Source organism: Nocardia sp. NPDC051911 (assembly GCF_040681035.1).
In the GTDB taxonomy this organism is placed as follows: domain Bacteria; phylum Actinomycetota; class Actinomycetes; order Mycobacteriales; family Mycobacteriaceae; genus Nocardia; species Nocardia sichangensis.
The window spans coordinates 1-16,346 of record NZ_JBFAXY010000043.1 but is presented as its reverse complement, the minus strand read 5'-3'; the positions used below and the strand labels follow the sequence as shown (position 1 = coordinate 16,346).

Sequence of the window (16,346 nt, the reverse complement as noted above, 5' to 3'; positions counted from 1 at the left end):
TATGCCAGATACCGCTGACGCCAACAGGTTTCGTTCATTGCGATCACCACGGCAACAACGGCCCCGGATCCCCCGCCTGCAGACGAGGTCCGGGGCCGTGTTGCAACCGTCCACAACCGGGGTGCCGGGCTCGCCACATTCATAGACTGTCAACAGTTGAACTGTTAAACTGGCAATAGTTGTCGAGCTATCTCCGGAAGGACCGACCATCATGTCGATTCAGCCCCGCACCTCCCGCCGATCCGCTCCCGTTCTGCTGCGTCCAGCGTTGGCCATGCGCCACCGGGCCGGCCGCGTGATCGCGTTCCTGCTCCGCACACCCGCACTGCTGGCAGGCGTGTTCGTCGCCGCGGCCGCCCTGTACTTCTCGATGCTGCTGACCGTGGACCGCGCTCCCGCCGCCGCGCTGCCCACCACCCCCGCAAGCGCCGACTGCGCCATGTTCTGCACGGCCACCGAGGCCCCGAAGCGCGTCGACACCGCCGCGGCCTCCGACACGCGGGCCTGCTGGCTGTTCTGCGAACCCGCCCGGCACCTGGGCCTCCTGTAGCGCTCGCCGAGACCCGGCTGGGCCAGGTGTGCACTTTCGACACGCCGAACGCGGGCCTCACCATCACGACACGTTCACGGCACACGAAGTGCCCTCCACGACAGGGAAAAAACTCATGCTGATCATCAACGGAACCCGCCCGAAAATGTCGGGTGCGGAACGGGCTGTACTCGACTGGCTCCAAGCCAGCGGCATCCCCGGTGTCGCGATCTCGGGAAGCCACATTCCCGACCGCAGCGGCCGCGACAGCCAGGAAGTCGACCTGGTGCTACTCACCCCCGACACGCTGGTGTGCATCGAGGTCAAGGGCATCCTCAAGCGCGGTGTGAACGGCACTTTGTCCTGCCACGTGAACCCTCGCTGGTCCTTGCCCGGCATCGACGGCGACCCCGTGCACGTCCGCGACGGTGACACCAACCCGCTCAACCAGCTCGCCGACGCCATGTTCAACCTCAAGGGCGTCGTCTCCCGCTGCGGTCTCGACGTGTTCGTGCCGGGCCTGGTCCTGGTGGAGCCGTTCGGCGGCCGGATTACCCTCGACAAAGGGTCGGTGCCGATGCCGGCGGGCCGCGACGTCCTGCTCGGTGGCGATGACACCGCACTGAGCGGGTGGCTGGATACCGCCGCCCGTCAGCACCCGCAGGGCTGGACCGTCGAGCGCGCCCACACCCTTCTTTCCGCGCTGGACCAGGCCGACGCTGTCACCCGCGACGACTTGGCCGCCGAAGGATTTCCCAACCCCACCCCGGCCGCGGGCGCCGACGATGACGGGGTGGTCGTGCCGCTGCGACCCACCGCCGTCATCCCCCAGGCGCCGACCGGAGCCACGACACCGCCCCGGACCACCGCGCCCACAGCCGACCGCGGCGACCTCGGCCGCAGCCCTGAGGAACAGATCCACCCCAGGACAGCGATGCTGGCCTCAACCGCCGCGAGCCGAGCTGCCGCCCGCAACCATCGGATCCGCAACGCCGTTCTCATCGGCGCGGCAACGTGCCTGCTCAGCGGCGGTGTCGGCGTGCTGAGCCACGTCTCCGCCTCGCAGCCCTCCGACGAACCCACCAGCAGCGAGCCCGCCCCGCCACCCGCCGCCGACGCTCCGGTCCCGCCGGCACCCGCCGCGCCGCAACCGCCCCCACCGGCCCCCAAGCCCAGCCGCGGAGTGCTGTTCCCGATGGACAAGACCTGCTTCCCCTTCCAAACCGATTGCGTGCGCTGACCAGACACAACCTGAAAGAAAAAAGGAGAAAGAAACCCCCTATGAACCGCAACGACATTCGCCCAGCCGCTGTCGGCCTCGCCGCGGGTGCGGTCATGTTCGCCGGGCTGATCGCGTGGATCGAGATCGACCCGTGGAACAGCATGGCCGAACGGGTCGCCCGTCACCGCCTGTCTCCAGCCGAACGCGCTGAGATCGAACGAATCGAGGCTGCACGCGACGAACGAAGCCGCGAATACGCCGCCAAGACCAAGCAGGACCAGGAAAGCCAGCGCCTCCAGGTGCAGGACGGATTCAGCCCGGAGCTGCTGAAGACGCCAGGATCGGTCACCTCGTCGCAGGAGCTGTCTGTGGAGGACCTGGTGGCCGAGATCGAGTACGCCGAGGAGGCTCGCTACCAGTACCCGATCAGCGGGCTCTGGTTCCGGCACTGTGACGCCTTGGCCCAGGAGTTCATGGAGCGGCGCAACAACTGGGAGACCCGCTCCAAGCTTCCACGCGTCGAGCGGCTGCGCCTCGATATCGCCGCCGACCGTGTCCGCACCGCCCGCTCACGGCCGGTCGTGATCCAGACGCCGCCGCAAGACTGACCGACAGAGCAGAGACCGGCCACGGGGAATGTGGCCGGTCTCCGCGAGTGATGGTCGCACACACGGCCAGAAAACGAATCGAGCCCCACCCATCAACGACGGGTCGGGGTGCCAACGACGTCCCCGGTCCCGCATCCGATCAAAGAGAGAAGCGCACCATGACAACCTTTCTCAACATCGCCTACGAACTGCTCATCGCCCCCGATGACCCCGCCACCAGCGCGGACGATCTCATCGGAGTCGGCTTCCACTACGCCGGCACCTGGTCGGTGATCTACCTCAGCCGCGGCCACCACCCCGGCACCGCGTACAACCCCGCCACCGACCGCGCAATATCCACGCACGCGATGGAATGCGGCGGGAATTTCGTGGTCCACATGCACACCGAGGACCGCGCCGCGATCGGGCACGCACACGCGGCACTGGCACCCTGGTACGCCGCCGAACGCGAGCGGGGCCAGATGCCCGATGTGGTGGCGTTCGAGATGGAAGAGCACCTGGACGTACTTGCTCACTGGGCGGCGGGCGGCAAATGGGAAGTGGTGATTCCGCGGATCGGCGCACCAACCCTGCAGGTGCGGGACTTCCCCACCCCGGCCGCTGCCTGGACCGCCGCCGAATCCGGGCGCGTGTGGGACCTGGCCGGAATCGACCCCGAAGAATGGGATCTCAGCCTGCACGACCTGTATATCTGCTCGACTCCGCTCGATGTTCATTCCCGGCCTTCGAAATCACGCTAACCCGCCGTGTTTGGCCGCTAGATCAAGCTGATCTTCACGACGCGACATCTCACATCGATGACTCCGCCCTATGCGGACCGATCGGTCGGATATAGTCGAACATGTGTTCGACAATGTGCCGCCGGTGGCGTTGGCTGATCTCCCCCGAGATCAGCAACTTGCGGCGCTGCGAAGCCGCATAGCGGCCATCCCGGGCCGGGTTGGCGCAAGCCAGCCATCGCCGTCCTCTGCTGGCTCGCCCGCTGCAGTGATCCCGGTAGCGGGCGGCCTGGGGGAGGCACTGCCGGAAGGTGGGTTGCCGCGCGGCGGTGTGGTCGCCTGCACCGGCCGTAGCACGCCGTTGCTCGGCCTGCTGGCGGCCGTCACCGCCGCCGGTGAATGGGTCGCCGTCATCGGACAGCCGCAGCTGGGGTTGTTGGCCTTCACCGAGATGAACGGTGACCTCACCCGGCTGGCTCACATCCCCGATCTGAAGGGCGAGGACCCGCTCACGATCGCAGCCGTTCTACTCGACGGCGTCGACGTCGTTGTCTTGGACGTCGCCGGGGGCGCACCGCCGAGCCGGATGCGCGCCGTGCTCGCCCGGCTGCGCAGCCACGAGGGCGTCCTCGTCGTCACCGGTCCAGGATGGGCGCGCCCGGATCTCGAAATACAATGCGAACTCACTGGATACGACGGTCTGGGCCGGGGGCGTGGACGGCTACGGGCGATGACGTTCGACATCCAAGTCACCAGCCGTGCGATGCGGCGGCCGCGCACCACCCGCGTCCAGCTCGCCGGGGCCGGCGCCCAGCGGTGCAGCTGGACGCGTCAGACCCCGTTCGCCACCGCGGGGCCTGCGGTGCCGACGTCGATCGCGCGAACCGGGTGAGTGTGTGATGAACGACGATCGCTATGCCGCCATCCGCATGCTGCAACCGCCCCGGCCGGTCCGCCTTGATCCGCGGCGAGCATGGGTGATGCCAGCCCGCGAGCCGGAGCGCGTCATGCCGGTGACGCTGGGAGAGAAGGCATTCTCTTTCGATCTGCGCCTCGGGGAAGAGTGGATCCCGGCTATCGCCTACCGATGGGCGCGGTTCAATATTGGGACCACTCCCATATGGTTTGCCGAGATCGAGGTCCAAGTCATGACCAAGAACGGCGTCAGTGGAACCAGTCTGCGTCAGTGGGTCCCTTTTGACGCTGTCCAACCGGCCTGATCATCGCCGGGAATCTGCGGACGAGTCTCCCGTGGTTATTGGTGGAACTGGCCGATGCCGGCTTCGACGAGTCGCCGGAGGATGCGTTCGACGGATGCGACATCGCGGCCGGTGATCGCGGCCAGCTCGTCGACCGGCCAGGGCCCGTCGCCGTGCAGCTGGACTGCGTGGTGGATCGCGCGGAACGTTTCCAGGTCGTAGGCCTCCTCGGCGAGTGATCCGAGTTCGGCGGTCGTCTGGTCCAGCCACTGGGCCGTGGGGTCATCGCTGCTGAGCAGCATCCGCTCGCACTCTGCCAGCGACAGCGCGCTGGCAAAGTGTTCGGCGATCTTGCGGATCACAACGTCCCGCTCGGCGTCGTCCATGACATCTCCAGCCTAGGCCGCAACACCCTCACGCCGACATGCCCTGCTGCGAACTCAGCAGCTTGAACACGTGCGCTCGTTCGGCAGCGAGATCAACCGGCTCACCGGCCACGGTGTCGAGCAGTTGCTGCAGCGGCCAGCAGTGCAGCATCCCGTAGCGGGCGGAGTAGAGGGCGATCGTGTGGATCCGGAAGGTGTCGGTGGTGTCGAACACCGCGTAGCCGATCACCTGGTAGATGTCGGCCAGCGACAGCGAGTCCGCGCGACCGGACTTCTTGGCGGTACCCAGCCGGGTCTTCAGCTCGAGCAGCACGCCGTCGACGATGATGTCGGCGTCGGCGCCGCAGAAACGGGACGCGGCGAACGTCGGCCCCAACGCCACCGCCGACATCGGCGGAGACAGCAGCTCGCCGAGCTCGGTGAGCGCCAGCATGTACAGCGACCTCACCTGCGTGAGCGCATCCTCCGGCGCCAGCGCGAGCAGTGTGTCTGCGGTGAACCGGCCACTTCGGATGGGATCGGCCAACGGGGAGGTGGGAAAAGCATAGGGATTGCGGTACAGCTCTGTGCACAGTGCCAGCGCCCAGCTTGCGCGGATGACAGTCGATAACGTGCTTTCCGACAGTGGCCGATGCGCCGCCGCCCCGGCCAGCCGCGCCACCTCGAGGACTTCGCCGATGTACTCCGGCCTGCCGGAGATCGCCGGGGACGCGGCAGCGATCTGCGGCCGGTAGTCGGCATCGAACGTGAACCGCAGGAGGAAGTCGAACGCGGCACCCAGCGTTCCCGGATTCGCGGTGGCGCCGTCGACCAGCAGCGTCCCCGCCGATGCCCGGTAATCGGCCTGGACGGGCTTGATGTGTGGAAAGCGCCGATCGAAGTACTGACGCAGCGGGCAGTACTTGTCGGCGATCGCAGCGGTCAAACTCGAATATTGGTAGCTCACATGCATAACTGTGGCATGCCTTGCCGACATGGTCTGGCGGGCGACAAGGGTAGGGGTATATGCGTCCCAGGCCAGCCCAGTGCCCAGCGTGCAGCTGAGCCACGGTTCGCCGCCAATCCGGCTGCGTCACATCCGACGGTCGGCGTCGGTGGCTGCTGATCTAATTTCTGGTGTGGACAACAGTGATGTCTTGGCGAACACCAGCATGGTGTGGTTCTCCCTGCTCAACCTCGATGACCGGGTGGCCTTGCTCGCCGAACCCGGCATGCCGCTTCCGCGATCGTTGGCGGACAACCTCAGGCGGATGGATCCCAGCTACGTCGTAGGAGAAGCGGTCTGGACTGCGAACCACACGGGCAACGCCGCAGAACAGTTGCTGCCAAGCCTGCAAGGTGTCCTGGCCACCTACCGCGAGCTCCTGCTCAAATGGTGGAAAACGCTGTCCGCCGATGACCAGTCCGTGTTCATCGAGCACCGGGACGAGGCGGTGCCCGCACAGTATCTGCCGATCGCCCAGAATGCTGTCGGTGGTGCGCTCGTCGGGAACGTGGCCGGCGAGCCCATCGACATGGAACAGCCCTTCTCGATCTCACCGATCGCCCGCGTGTTTCTGGAGTGGAAGGCCCGCGAGCGGAACTCCTGACCGCGAACCGCGAACGTTCACCACACCGCAGGCCCAGCCCTTCGGCCAACGACCGAGCCACGAAGGCGGGCACCGAGCGCTGTTCGATGTGCACCCGTCAGCACCTGCTCCGGATGACACCACCCCTGACCGGATTCGCCAGCACATTAATTTTCCCCGGAATAATATTCCCGACCTGACTAATGGCCGGATACTTCTCAGCCAAGGTGACAACTACATGGGGACGACACCCAGCACAGTCCACTACGAGCTATACATAGGCATCGACCTCATGGCCGGAGAGGCGGTGAGCCTGGCTATCACAGGCCTCACCTACCCCCGGATCGGTGAGGAGCTGGTACTGGACGGCGCCCGCGGGGAAAACCTGACCCTGACCGTCACCGAGGTCGATCACTACTTCGGCATCGCGGACTCGACCGAACATGCTCGCGTTGTCGTCTCCACCGTAGCGACGCCCAACAGCGCCGCACTGGCACGCCGGCTACTGGACCGCGACATCCTCGATGAATGGGCCAGCCACTTCCCGCTCGTCGAACCCATCCACTACGGGCCGCCTCTGGCACCCGACGGATCCCTCTGACTGCGTGGATTTCGACGAATCGATCCGCGCTGGTCAAGCGTCGGCTGGTTGTGGCTGGGTGGGATGATGTTCCAGCCCTATCGAGCACCGAGATGAAGGAAGTTCTGTGACGCGTCCCCACGAAGGAGAACCGGAGTCGGTGCGTGGCTCTGGCTATTTCGACAAGTCGATGGAGACTCTCGGCGGCCCACACCCAGTCATCGTGGAACAGCAACAGCAGGTACCGCCGAACGAACCGCCACCCACGAGTGCCGCGGCCTGGGGCGACATCGACGAGTAGCTCATGACGCCGAGCACTTGGCTGACCGTCATCGCGTTCTTCCTCTTCGTCGCTCCTGGTCTTCTATTCGATCAACTGAGCGCACAGAGGAAGGTCAAGCGCAGGGAATCGACCTTCACCGAAATCAGCCGGGTGGCCGGGGTATCGACAATCTGCAGTGGTGTGGCATTTCTACTGTTCGCGGTTTTCGGAGCCGTGTGCACCTGGCGGAAGTGGAAACTGCTGCCGGTCCCCTCGGCAATGATCAAGCAGGGCAGCAACTACGTCGCCGACAACCTCACCAAGGTCGCGATCTCATCCGCTGTCTTCGTCGCGCTGTCGCTCCTGGCTGCCTGGCTGCTGTTCGAGTTTGTCCATCACGGCAACAAGGCCAAGGTCTACTACGATTCCGCCTGGCGGCTGATGATGCGAGAACACGCCCCCGAATCTGCGTCGGTACACGTGCGCGCAACGCTTTCCGATGGCACAGTTTGGTTCGGCCGTGTACACGACTATTCGCCAGACTTGGAAGCAGCCGACCGTGAACTGGTCCTGCAACCACCAATCGCCGTCAAACCGAAGTCCGACAGCGGCGGCCCCAGAACCCTTGTGCCCTTCCCGGCCAAATGGGCGTATGTGGCCCTTCCCGGATCGGAAATCCGAACACTGGCAGTGTCCTACGGGCCGCCGGATCCTGTCCCCGACAGCCCACCAGAGGGCACCTCGAACCCTGACGAGAGCACTCCAGGGCCCGGTGGTGCCTAGGCTTGCGTAATCAGGCTGAACCGGTACCGTTCCCGACTGCTCGTCATCGCTAGTGCAGGACCATCGCTCGACAGGATCGGTCGGTCTTCTCGAGTAGGTTTCGACACATGATTCATGAAGCGAACACCGACGAGGAGCGTCAGGAGGTCCTCGATTTCTTCCTCGAAACCTTCGACATTGCGCCGAATGCGGTGCCGATGACCAACGTTGATGACCTGTACGCACCGATCGTGCTGCAATACCGCGACGGAGCCGGCCAGCTTCAGGGCGGCGCGCTCACATGCCGAGCACAGGTCGCCGTAGGTTCGGTGGTCGCGAAGAAGTACGGTGCCCCATTTCCGCACCAGGACGACTACATCAATGTGCTCGACAGGCACAGTGAGCTCGATCTGATCAAAGTCGCGCCAGACGCACGAGGCCAAGGCATCGGATCGCAGATGCTGGCCTACCTTGAGAAGCAGTTGCGTTCGCGTGGAGTGCGTGTGTGGTTCGGAAACGTGACCCAAGACCTGGACATCGAGCGACTGCGCGGCTTCTACACCTCACACCAGTTCACTGTTCTGGATCCTGGGCAACCGTTGCCGCCGTTCTTCGGCCGGAGATGGGTGCCGCCGAACACGATGCCGCCTGCATTCTTCTTCTACAAGAAGTTGACTAACGGCACGTCCTAGGGGCGCGGCGAGCGGCGTCCTCGCTCTGATGGCGCGGTTGCAGCAAGGAATGGCGCACCATCGGCTAGCTACTCTCGAACGCGGTAGCGCCGCTGGCTTCGGGCCGGGCAAGTCGTCATGACACCCGGAGGCCCGCATGGCCGTTCCATCTGAGCAATTTCCCCACGCTGAAGAGGCTTTCGCCGGGCTGTGGGTCATCAGACACAGACGCCGCAAGAGCGTTTCCCCAGATCAGGTAAGGCTGCACCCCAGTTTTCTACCGTCCGCGGCATGGATAACGATGTACCCGAACAGGATCCGATCCGCCCCGCACGACGCTGGGAGACGATCAAGGCCAAGACGCTGGCCGCCATTGTTGCGCCGGTCGTTGCGCAGCTCACTGCAAACGGGATCTGGGAGTTGGGCACATGGCTGATCGAACTGTGCCAGCGATGATGACTCTCTGCACCTACTGCACGGAGCTCAGAAGCCCAAGCCGGAGCCGGTGCCTGAGGATGGCCCCTGCGAGGGAATGTCGCGGTAGGCACCGGGATCCCAGGTGCGTGTGGCCCTGGTCTTGCGGTGCGGAGCCTTCTTTGCCGCGGTCGGCGCTTCCGGCTGTGCGGGACGCTCAAGGCGATCGAGTTCCGCCCGGGCGCGGTCTTCGAGGTCCCGCTCCGGACCGGCCTGCTCGGTGCGGCGCTGTTGTTCGTCGAGTGCGGCGTCGAGCTCATCGCCGCTCTTGTCAGCCTGGGCGATCGCTTCGGCGCGTTGTGTCGCGTACTTGCGGTCGGTGGCGGCTGCGGTGTCGAGCTCGGCGGCTTGGCGGCGGGGATCGTCTGCTTCGGCGAGGAACTGCCTCCATCGGTATTTCGGCTCGGTTATTTTCCGCCGGGCGGCATCGACAGCGTCTTGCACGGGCTTCTGGATTTCGTCGTGGGCTTCCAGCTGCTTCTCCAGCTCCGCGATCCGCCGAGTGGCCTTGCGGATGGCGAAGCGCCGCAACTGGTTGGTGTTGTGAAGGTTCTGCCGCTCGGTCATCAGCGCGACTCCGATCTCGCGGCGTTGTTTCTCCAGCTCGTCGAGTTCGGTGATCAGTTCTTGCGCGTGGCGAATGTCGTCGGCTTGATCGGTGCGGCGCTGCTGCCTCTTCCGGACCTCGGCGGCGGCTTGGCCGGTTTTGTCGCCGATCAGCACGGGCTTGGTGCGGTCGCTCATCACCTGGCTGCGCAGCTGCTCGACATGCCGCGCCAACTGACTGTCGGTCATCCGCCGCAGCTTGTTGCCGCGCAGTTCATCGAGGACCGCGCCGAACGCGCTGGTCTTGTCGTCGCTGTGTTCGTCTAGTTCAGGCGCTAGACGCCACCGCAGCGCGGCGGCGGGCTGCTCGACCGGCAACGCCCGCTCGTCGACCGCAGCCCGCACCGCGGCGGGTACGTCCACGTCGGTTCCGGCCGCCCGCGACAGCTCGGCGGCGAGCGTCGGCCAGTACGGGTCGGTGGTGATCTTCGGATCCAGGCTGTCGGCCAGGGGTTTCCAGCGGCGCACGTCGTAGGTCTGGTCGCCGAGCACGGCGGCCGCGCGCCGGTCGAGATCCAGCTGCACACCCCGGGCGGTGGACTCACGCACGGCCGGGCCGGTGCGCCGGCGGTCGTTGTCGGCGATTCCGCGCGCGGCCCGCCACACCGCGAGCTCTCCGAGCAGCTGCGCGTCGGCGCCGACCAGCGGACGCGCCCACATCGGCGCCGTCTTCTCCGTCCAGGACCGCGCCTGCTGCGCGACCTCCGCGGCCAGCGCCTGCACCTGTACCTCGCGCGCGGCCAACGCAGCCCCGTACTCCGGATCGCCGCGCAGCCCGGGAGGCACGGTCGGCAGCCACGGCAGCGGCCCGCGCTCGGCCCGGTCGCCGATGCGCCAGTGCAGCACCGCTGCCCGGTCGAGCGCGGTGTCGAGCTCCCGGCCGGCCACCGCCTCGGTCAGGACCGCCACCGGATCGTCGCCCTGGGCGGCGCGCAGCGAAAGGTGTTGGCGCAGTGTCGGATAGGCGGGTTCGTCGGTGAGGCCGGGGACCAGGCGCTCGGCGGCCGCGTCGATGTCCGCGCGCGCCCGGGCGCCGAACAGGTGCTCGGCCACCACGCCGATCGAGTCCGTGTATGCGCCGGCCGCGGCCCGCAACCGGCGGCTCGGATCCTCGGCTTCTCGTTGCGCGGTGCTCGCCGAGACCTGCCCGCCGCGCCGGTTCAACACCTCGGTGAGCACGTCGAGGTAGGTCGGTGGGTGCGCCGCGTCGATCGTGTAGGCCGCGGGCCCCGCCGGATCCAGGCCGGTCTCGACATAGACGTGGTTCGCGGAGCGGCCGCGCGTGAGCATGACGTACGCCTGGCCGCGGTGCGCGCGCCGGGTCAGCAGGCCGTGGCAGGTGTCGACGGTCAGGCCCTGGCTCGAGTCAATGGTGCTCGCATACCCCAGCTGCACGTTCTCCCGGACGTAGTCGGCATCCAGCGTGGCCAGCCGCCCGGAGGTGGTGTGCGCGGCGGTGATCCGGCCGTCCGGGTGCACCTCCCGCACGATCCACCGGTAGCTGTTGCGCACGAAGTCGGTCGAGGAGATACGCACCGCATAGTTGTTGCGGCGGGTGACGATCATGTCGCCGACGCCAGCGGCCAGGCCGTCGCTGAGCACCACCTCCCGCGCGCCCTCCGGCAGGGGAGTGCGCGACAGCCGCCGCGCGCGGGCCCGCGCGTTCAGCTCGGTCACCAGCTCCCGGGTCGGGGCGAGCAGCAGCGAGTCCAGGCCCGCGGCGCTGTCGGCAGCCCACGCGGCGAAGGCCTGCTCGGTCACCGATCCCAGCGTGCCGATGTGGATGCGGTCTCGGTCGGCGTAGAAGGCGAGGCCGGCTGGATCCCCGTCCCGCACCGCCAGCGACGCGGCGCGCTCGCCGGCATCGGCGAACCGCATCACCGTCGTCAAGCTCAGCGCGTCGCTGGTGTGTGCGATGTCGCGCATAACCCCGCCCGCCGCCACGGACGCCAGCTGCTGGTCGTCGCCGATCGCCCGGACAGAAGCGCCGCGCCGCAGCAGGAACGCCACGGCCGCATCCAGATTGGCGGTCGAGGCCTTCGCCGCCTCATCGAGGATGACCAGCGTGCGCTCGTTGATGCCGTGCATCCACTCCGGCGCGTCCAGGACGCCGGTGTCCAGCTCGGCGGCCATCGTGACCAGCAGGTCGATCGTCACCGCGCTCACGCTCGCCTCTTCCTCGAGCACCGCCGCCGCGGCCGAGGTCGGCGCGATCCCGATCACCGAGCCGCCCTCGGCTCGCCACGCCCGCACCAACACCTGCATCGCCGTGGTCTTGCCGGTCCCGGCAGGGGCGATCGCCACCTGCAGCCGCGCCCCGGAAGTCGCGAACGCCCGCACGAGGGCCCGCTGACCGGGATTGAGCCGCTTGCCCTGGTTGTTGGCCGCGTACTCGACCTCGGCGACCTCGACGGCGGCCGCGGAGATGGCGTGCCCGCCGTACTGGGTACTCGCCTCGATTAGCCGCTGCTCGGCCGCCAGCACCTCAGGGGAGGTGTACAGCGTGGATCCGGCGGTCACGTACACGCTCGTGCCGTCGCGGCGAGCCAGCACACCCGGCGCTGCGATGGTGTCGTGCACACCACGCGGGATCGAGATCGGCTCCGACAGCGCGGCATCCACGATGCGATCGGCAATCTCATCCAGCAGTGCTACATCGATCCGCCGGCCACGTAGCTGTCGCTCCGCCTCCGCCCGCACATGATGGATCCGCCACGTCGCCCGCGCCCGGGAGACCGTCGCGATCACCCGCCGCGCGGTGGCATCCACCCAGACGTCGTCGACGACCTCCGGCACGCGCGCGCCATTGTGCTCGCGCGCCAGGACATGCGCCAGCATCGCCTCGAGCCGCTGCTCGCCCAGCAGCCCCACCGCCTCGGCCCACCATGCTGCCCGCTGCTCGATCAGCGCCCGCGGCGCGTGCTTGCGCGCCCGGGTCGCGATCGTGGCCGTCCCCGCCATCCGCAGCACCTCTTTCGGCATCGGCTCGCGCCGATGGCGGGCCTGGAATGCGCTGCTCTCGGCACCGACCTGGGCGGTGATCTCGTTGTTGCGCTTGGACCACAGCTCGTTGAGCTCGGCAGCCACACCGACGATCTCTCGCACCGGTCGCTTGCCCGCGACCCGGCCGGGCCGTTCGGCGAACTCCAGCCCGCCCAGCGCTTCGCTCAGGTACGCCTCCAGCCTGGTGTTGTAGACCTCGGAGGCAGCCACGTTGTGGAGATAGAGCTGATTGCTGTCGATCGCCCGCCACTCGCCGTCCAGGGTGCGGACCTTCGCCGAGACGACGACGTGGGTGTGCAGATCGGGGTCGCCAGCGCGGGAATCCCGGTGGGTGTAGGCGGCCGCGATGATCCCCTCGGTCTCGACTTGGCGCACACCGCCGTTGCCCAGCCGGGTGAACAGGGCGTGCTTCTCCAGGTACGCCAGCGCGTCCCTGATTGCGGCATGGTGGGCCGCCTCGATCTTCTCGGCGATCCCGCGCGGTGCGATCGCCCACAGCGTGGACACCGACTTCGCGGGCGAAAACGTCAGATCGACCGCCGCCAGAGCCGTTCTCGGCGGCCGCAGATTCCGGGCGATCCACCCCGACAACTCGGTGTCGGTCTTTGGCGCCCGCTCGTGCTCCGCGGTGAACATCCGCAACGCGACCTCAGTGCGGATGCGCTCGAGCACCTCCTCCGGCACCTTCGCAGCGCGCGGATTGCCCTGCTCGATGTTCCAGGCCTCGACCGCGACTGCGCACTCGCGCCGGAAATCCGGCCGCTCGCGGTACCGGTAGAACGGCCGCCCCAGCCGGGTCAGCTCACGGATCACCCACGGCTGCGTCACGCCGTCAGCCTTCAACCGGGCGGTGATCGCCGCGGCATCTGGATGCCGACCCTCACCGAACAACGCGGCCATCTGCTCCTCGGTGATGGCGTCCCCGGCCTCGATCCCGTCGAACGCGACCAGCCCGGACCCGATCCACCGACCCGGCGCCTCGCCCTTCGCCTCGTAGTAATCCGCCAACGTGGCGCGGCCTCGGTCGTCGCCATCGGCCACAGCAATGCAGCGGGCGTAGTACAGATACCCGTCGCCCGCTGCCAGCTTGTGCAGCGTCATGACCACACAATCCAAGGTACGCAAACGCTTAGCAGCAATGAATGTATGAGGTTTACGCGGTTATTGCTGAGTGGTGATGTGGGTAGGCATATTTCGGGCTATAGGCGGATTGTTGCAGGTGATGGGTGGCTTCCAGTGAGGATGGTGAACGGACAGCAAGTGTGTGAAGGGTAGTGGCAGCACACCGGTGTATTCACTTGGCATTCAAGGCCATCGCCGCCCAGCCGCGCCGTGCCCAGGAATCGCCCTGCCGCCCCGACTCTCACGCACACAGCAAAAGCCCGCGCGCAGGAGGCTGTACGAAACTCCTCGACCGGGCGGTGGTGTATGGAGGTAGGGGGCCGACCGCACCAGGCGAGGACAGCACAAGGCCCGGACCGCTGAATGCGCGTCCGGGCCTTTGCGTGTGGTCACTCGTGAGGGGGCGAACCCTTTTTCCTCGCAGTAGCTCGAGATGCGCGAACTCGGCACGCGCCTGAGCACGTCTTGCGAGGTCGGCCGGTGGCGGGCTGCACGATATCCTTGCCGCACACCGAGCAATGATTGCTCGAAGTCGCCGAAGCTGGGGAAGAAATAGGCATTGGCGTCGCTGGTATCGCGACGTCGGGGGAAGAAATGGGCACGGCAGCGAGTGCGCGCAAAGCAGCTCGCTGAGCTGGCCGCCGCTGTCTGCTCTCGGCGGTGCGTTCAGGGGTGCTGTGCGCCGTTCTGACAGGATGAACCTGCTCAACCGCCCCTGATAGCACCCCAGCTGGATCCGGCATGGGAGCGGGCTCTGCAGGCACGCTGTCGGACTGCTGCGCCTCCCAGGTGATCTCCAGCCACATCGCACCGCCCTTGCCTTTCTCGGCGCGGTGGATGATCGGCTCGGGCTTGGCCATGAACTCGGGAGTGTCATCTGGCACCAGGCCGCACCCGAGCTGGGCAGGGATCAGCCGCGGTTTCTTCTTGGGGTCCTTTGGCCGCGACAGCCGCGCGGGCCGACCGTCTGTGAGCGCGTCGTAGGCCGGCTTGGCAGTGTCGACCAAGTTGTCCGTGTCCCGCCGCCGATTGTCTCTCGGGCGGTAGTGCAGCGTCACCGTGACGTGGTCAAGGCCGCGCGGCAGGCCCGCCGCTGTCGCCCGCTCGTAGACCTCCTGGCGGACAGCTGCGATCTTCGCGGCGCGGGCGAACATGGCGCCACGCGTCGCGCGCCGCTGGTTCAGCGTGAGAGGCGGTGCTGTCCAAGGCAATTCGACAATCGCAGAACCCGCGCCGATGTCGGCCCGCGCCGCCGCTGCTGGGTTGTTCACCACGTCCAAGCCCTTTCTTGAAATCAGCCCTGAGCACGCGGGGCGGTCGGGGAAGAATCCTTTTCTTCCCCTTGCATGGCATTGTGTGCCGCCACAGTGGCATTTTTCAGCATTGCGCTGTAGTAGTCGGTTACCTCTGTGAGTCGCGTCCGGTACCGCTCGTCATCCTCGTCGCGGCGCTGACGCTCCTTTTCCAGGTTGGCTATGAGCTGATCCACCTGCTTCCGCAGATGCATGGCCTCATCTTCCGCGTGCTTCCGTGCCCGCTGAGCAGCCTGGACCTCCTCATGAGCAACCCGCGTGTCCTCGGCTGCTTTCTGGGCAATTGCGGCGGACTCAGCGGCAATCCGATCCGCCCGCTTCCTCTGCTCCTCTGCCTCTCTCAGCGCCTCGTCACGCTCCGCTACGGCAGCAGCAATCGCCTCGGCGGCCTCATCCCGAGCGGCCTGAATCGCGTCCGCCGCCGTCTGCTGGGCCTCGGCAACAGCCTGATCGGCCTCCGACTTCGCAGCCGCTGCCGCAGCTTTCGCCTCGTCGCGCTCAACCGCCATCCGACGGCGCTCCTCGGCGTGCTTGTCGGCGAGCTTCCGGCGCTCCTGCGCCAACTCCTCTGCGACCTTGCGTTGCGCGTTCGCGTGGACCAGCTCCTCCTCTGAAGCGGTCACAATCTGGATGATCTCGCGCTCGGCTGCCCCGGCTGCCCCGGCTGCCCCGATTACTGCGCGGGCTTCCGGAGCGATCTTCTCGGCGGCCTGGGCGATCTTCTCGGCGGCGTCCGCGAACTGCTCGACGAGCGCGGCGAACTGCTCACGAGCCTCGGTCACCGGACGGTCGGACTCTTCGCTGACCGACTCTGCGGCGTGCGATGTAACGGAAGTGGATGTAACGAAAGTATCGGCCGCAGGCTCAGCGGGCTCGGAAGAAATGGGCTCTACGACGCGTGAAGGGGCGGGGGCCTCCTGCTTCGGCGCGAGGTGGATAGCCGGTGCCGCGTTGAATCCGTGCAGCTCACGCGCCTTTGCGGCATTCTTCCCGTCGTGCTTTACCGGAATCCCATTCTTTCCCGTGACCACCTGGCCGCAGTACTTCGGGCGGCGACCGTGGAGGGACTTCGCGTAGACCGGATTTCCGCACAGATTGCCCGCGTCATCCATCACGAACTCGCAGGTCCCGACCTGCTCACCAACAGGCACACGGGGGCCGCGCTCAGTCTCGATCATCACGTCGCCTTTCGTTTCGTTTCTCCGTCTGGTACCCTCTCATCCTACAGGAAAAATACCCAGGAAGTCAAGAAAGAAAGGAAAGAAAATGAAAAAAGAAGTTAAAGAACAAACAGTTTGTTCTTTAACTTCTTTTTTCATTTT

The 16,346-nt window shown here is 66.6% G+C and carries 17 protein-coding genes; 12 read left to right on the top strand and 5 right to left on the bottom strand.

Going from position 1 to position 16,346, the window contains the following annotated elements; all coding sequences use genetic code 11:
* Window positions 1-211 precede the first annotated feature (211 nt).
* The 6 genes from AB0L97_RS34630 to AB0L97_RS34605 all read left to right on the top strand — a co-directional run bounded on the left by AB0L97_RS34630 (window position 212) and on the right by AB0L97_RS34605 (window position 4,298).
* On the top strand, window positions 212-550 hold the full coding sequence (locus tag AB0L97_RS34630; RefSeq protein ID WP_364438170.1) for a hypothetical protein: 339 nt from the start codon (window positions 212-214) through the stop codon (window positions 548-550).
* A gap of 115 nt (window positions 551-665) precedes the next feature.
* Complete coding sequence (locus tag AB0L97_RS34625) at window positions 666-1,769, top strand: nuclease-related domain-containing protein (protein WP_364438167.1); 1,104 nt, start codon at window positions 666-668, stop codon at window positions 1,767-1,769.
* The gene (locus AB0L97_RS34620; protein WP_364438164.1) at window positions 1,757-2,359 is read left to right on the top strand and encodes a hypothetical protein; all 603 of its coding nucleotides are present in this window, start codon (window positions 1,757-1,759) and stop codon (window positions 2,357-2,359) included. The genes AB0L97_RS34625 and AB0L97_RS34620 overlap by 13 nt, the downstream gene beginning before the upstream one ends.
* A gap of 158 nt (window positions 2,360-2,517) precedes the next feature.
* Window positions 2,518-3,099: a hypothetical protein gene (locus AB0L97_RS34615; RefSeq protein ID WP_364438161.1), complete on the top strand. Its 582-nt coding sequence runs from the start codon at window positions 2,518-2,520 to the stop codon at window positions 3,097-3,099.
* A 247-nt stretch (window positions 3,100-3,346) separates the two neighbouring features.
* Window positions 3,347-3,970: a hypothetical protein gene (locus AB0L97_RS34610; RefSeq protein WP_355080268.1), complete on the top strand. Its 624-nt coding sequence runs from the start codon at window positions 3,347-3,349 to the stop codon at window positions 3,968-3,970.
* A 7-nt stretch (window positions 3,971-3,977) separates the two neighbouring features.
* The gene (locus AB0L97_RS34605) at window positions 3,978-4,298 is read left to right on the top strand and encodes a hypothetical protein (RefSeq protein ID WP_364438157.1); all 321 of its coding nucleotides are present in this window, start codon (window positions 3,978-3,980) and stop codon (window positions 4,296-4,298) included.
* A 35-nt stretch (window positions 4,299-4,333) separates the two neighbouring features.
* Here the strand turns inward: AB0L97_RS34605 and AB0L97_RS34600 are convergent, their stop codons facing one another.
* Together AB0L97_RS34600 and AB0L97_RS34595 are read right to left on the bottom strand one after the other, a co-directional pair.
* Window positions 4,334-4,663, bottom strand: a complete 330-nt coding sequence (locus AB0L97_RS34600; RefSeq protein WP_364438154.1) for a hypothetical protein — start codon at window positions 4,661-4,663, stop codon at window positions 4,334-4,336.
* Between the two features lie 28 nt (window positions 4,664-4,691).
* The gene (locus AB0L97_RS34595) at window positions 4,692-5,609 is read right to left on the bottom strand and encodes a hypothetical protein (protein ID WP_364438151.1); all 918 of its coding nucleotides are present in this window, start codon (window positions 5,607-5,609) and stop codon (window positions 4,692-4,694) included.
* 190 nt (window positions 5,610-5,799) lie between these two features.
* Between AB0L97_RS34595 and AB0L97_RS34590 the strand changes: the two genes are divergently transcribed.
* The 6 genes from AB0L97_RS34590 to AB0L97_RS34565 all read left to right on the top strand — a co-directional run bounded on the left by AB0L97_RS34590 (window position 5,800) and on the right by AB0L97_RS34565 (window position 8,962).
* Window positions 5,800-6,252 carry a hypothetical protein gene (locus AB0L97_RS34590; protein WP_364438148.1) on the top strand — a complete coding sequence of 151 codons (453 nt, stop codon included), beginning with the start codon at window positions 5,800-5,802 and terminating at the stop codon, window positions 6,250-6,252.
* A 217-nt stretch (window positions 6,253-6,469) separates the two neighbouring features.
* Complete coding sequence (locus AB0L97_RS34585) at window positions 6,470-6,832, top strand: hypothetical protein (RefSeq protein ID WP_364438145.1); 363 nt, start codon at window positions 6,470-6,472, stop codon at window positions 6,830-6,832.
* A gap of 106 nt (window positions 6,833-6,938) precedes the next feature.
* Window positions 6,939-7,112: a hypothetical protein gene (locus AB0L97_RS34580; protein ID WP_364438142.1), complete on the top strand. Its 174-nt coding sequence runs from the start codon at window positions 6,939-6,941 to the stop codon at window positions 7,110-7,112.
* 3 nt (window positions 7,113-7,115) lie between these two features.
* The gene (locus AB0L97_RS34575; RefSeq protein WP_364438139.1) at window positions 7,116-7,856 is read left to right on the top strand and encodes a DUF6338 family protein; all 741 of its coding nucleotides are present in this window, start codon (window positions 7,116-7,118) and stop codon (window positions 7,854-7,856) included.
* A gap of 107 nt (window positions 7,857-7,963) precedes the next feature.
* Window positions 7,964-8,527, top strand: coding sequence for a GNAT family N-acetyltransferase (locus AB0L97_RS34570; RefSeq protein WP_364438136.1), 564 nt, complete (start codon window positions 7,964-7,966; stop codon window positions 8,525-8,527).
* Window positions 8,528-8,797: 270 nt separating this feature from the next.
* A complete protein-coding gene (locus AB0L97_RS34565; RefSeq protein WP_364438133.1) occupies window positions 8,798-8,962 on the top strand; it encodes a hypothetical protein in 165 nt (54 codons plus the stop codon).
* Between the two features lie 27 nt (window positions 8,963-8,989).
* Here AB0L97_RS34565 and mobF read toward each other — a convergent pair whose 3' ends face one another.
* The 3 genes from mobF to AB0L97_RS34550 all read right to left on the bottom strand — a co-directional run bounded on the left by mobF (window position 8,990) and on the right by AB0L97_RS34550 (window position 16,202).
* Window positions 8,990-13,690, bottom strand: a complete 4,701-nt coding sequence (gene mobF / locus AB0L97_RS34560; RefSeq protein ID WP_364438130.1) for a MobF family relaxase — start codon at window positions 13,688-13,690, stop codon at window positions 8,990-8,992.
* Between the two features lie 410 nt (window positions 13,691-14,100).
* Entirely contained in the window at window positions 14,101-14,991 is an 891-nt protein-coding gene (locus tag AB0L97_RS34555) for a hypothetical protein (RefSeq protein WP_364438127.1), read from the bottom strand.
* Between the two features lie 14 nt (window positions 14,992-15,005).
* Complete coding sequence (locus AB0L97_RS34550; RefSeq protein ID WP_364438124.1) at window positions 15,006-16,202, bottom strand: hypothetical protein; 1,197 nt, start codon at window positions 16,200-16,202, stop codon at window positions 15,006-15,008.
* Between the last annotated feature and the right edge of the window lie 144 nt (window positions 16,203-16,346).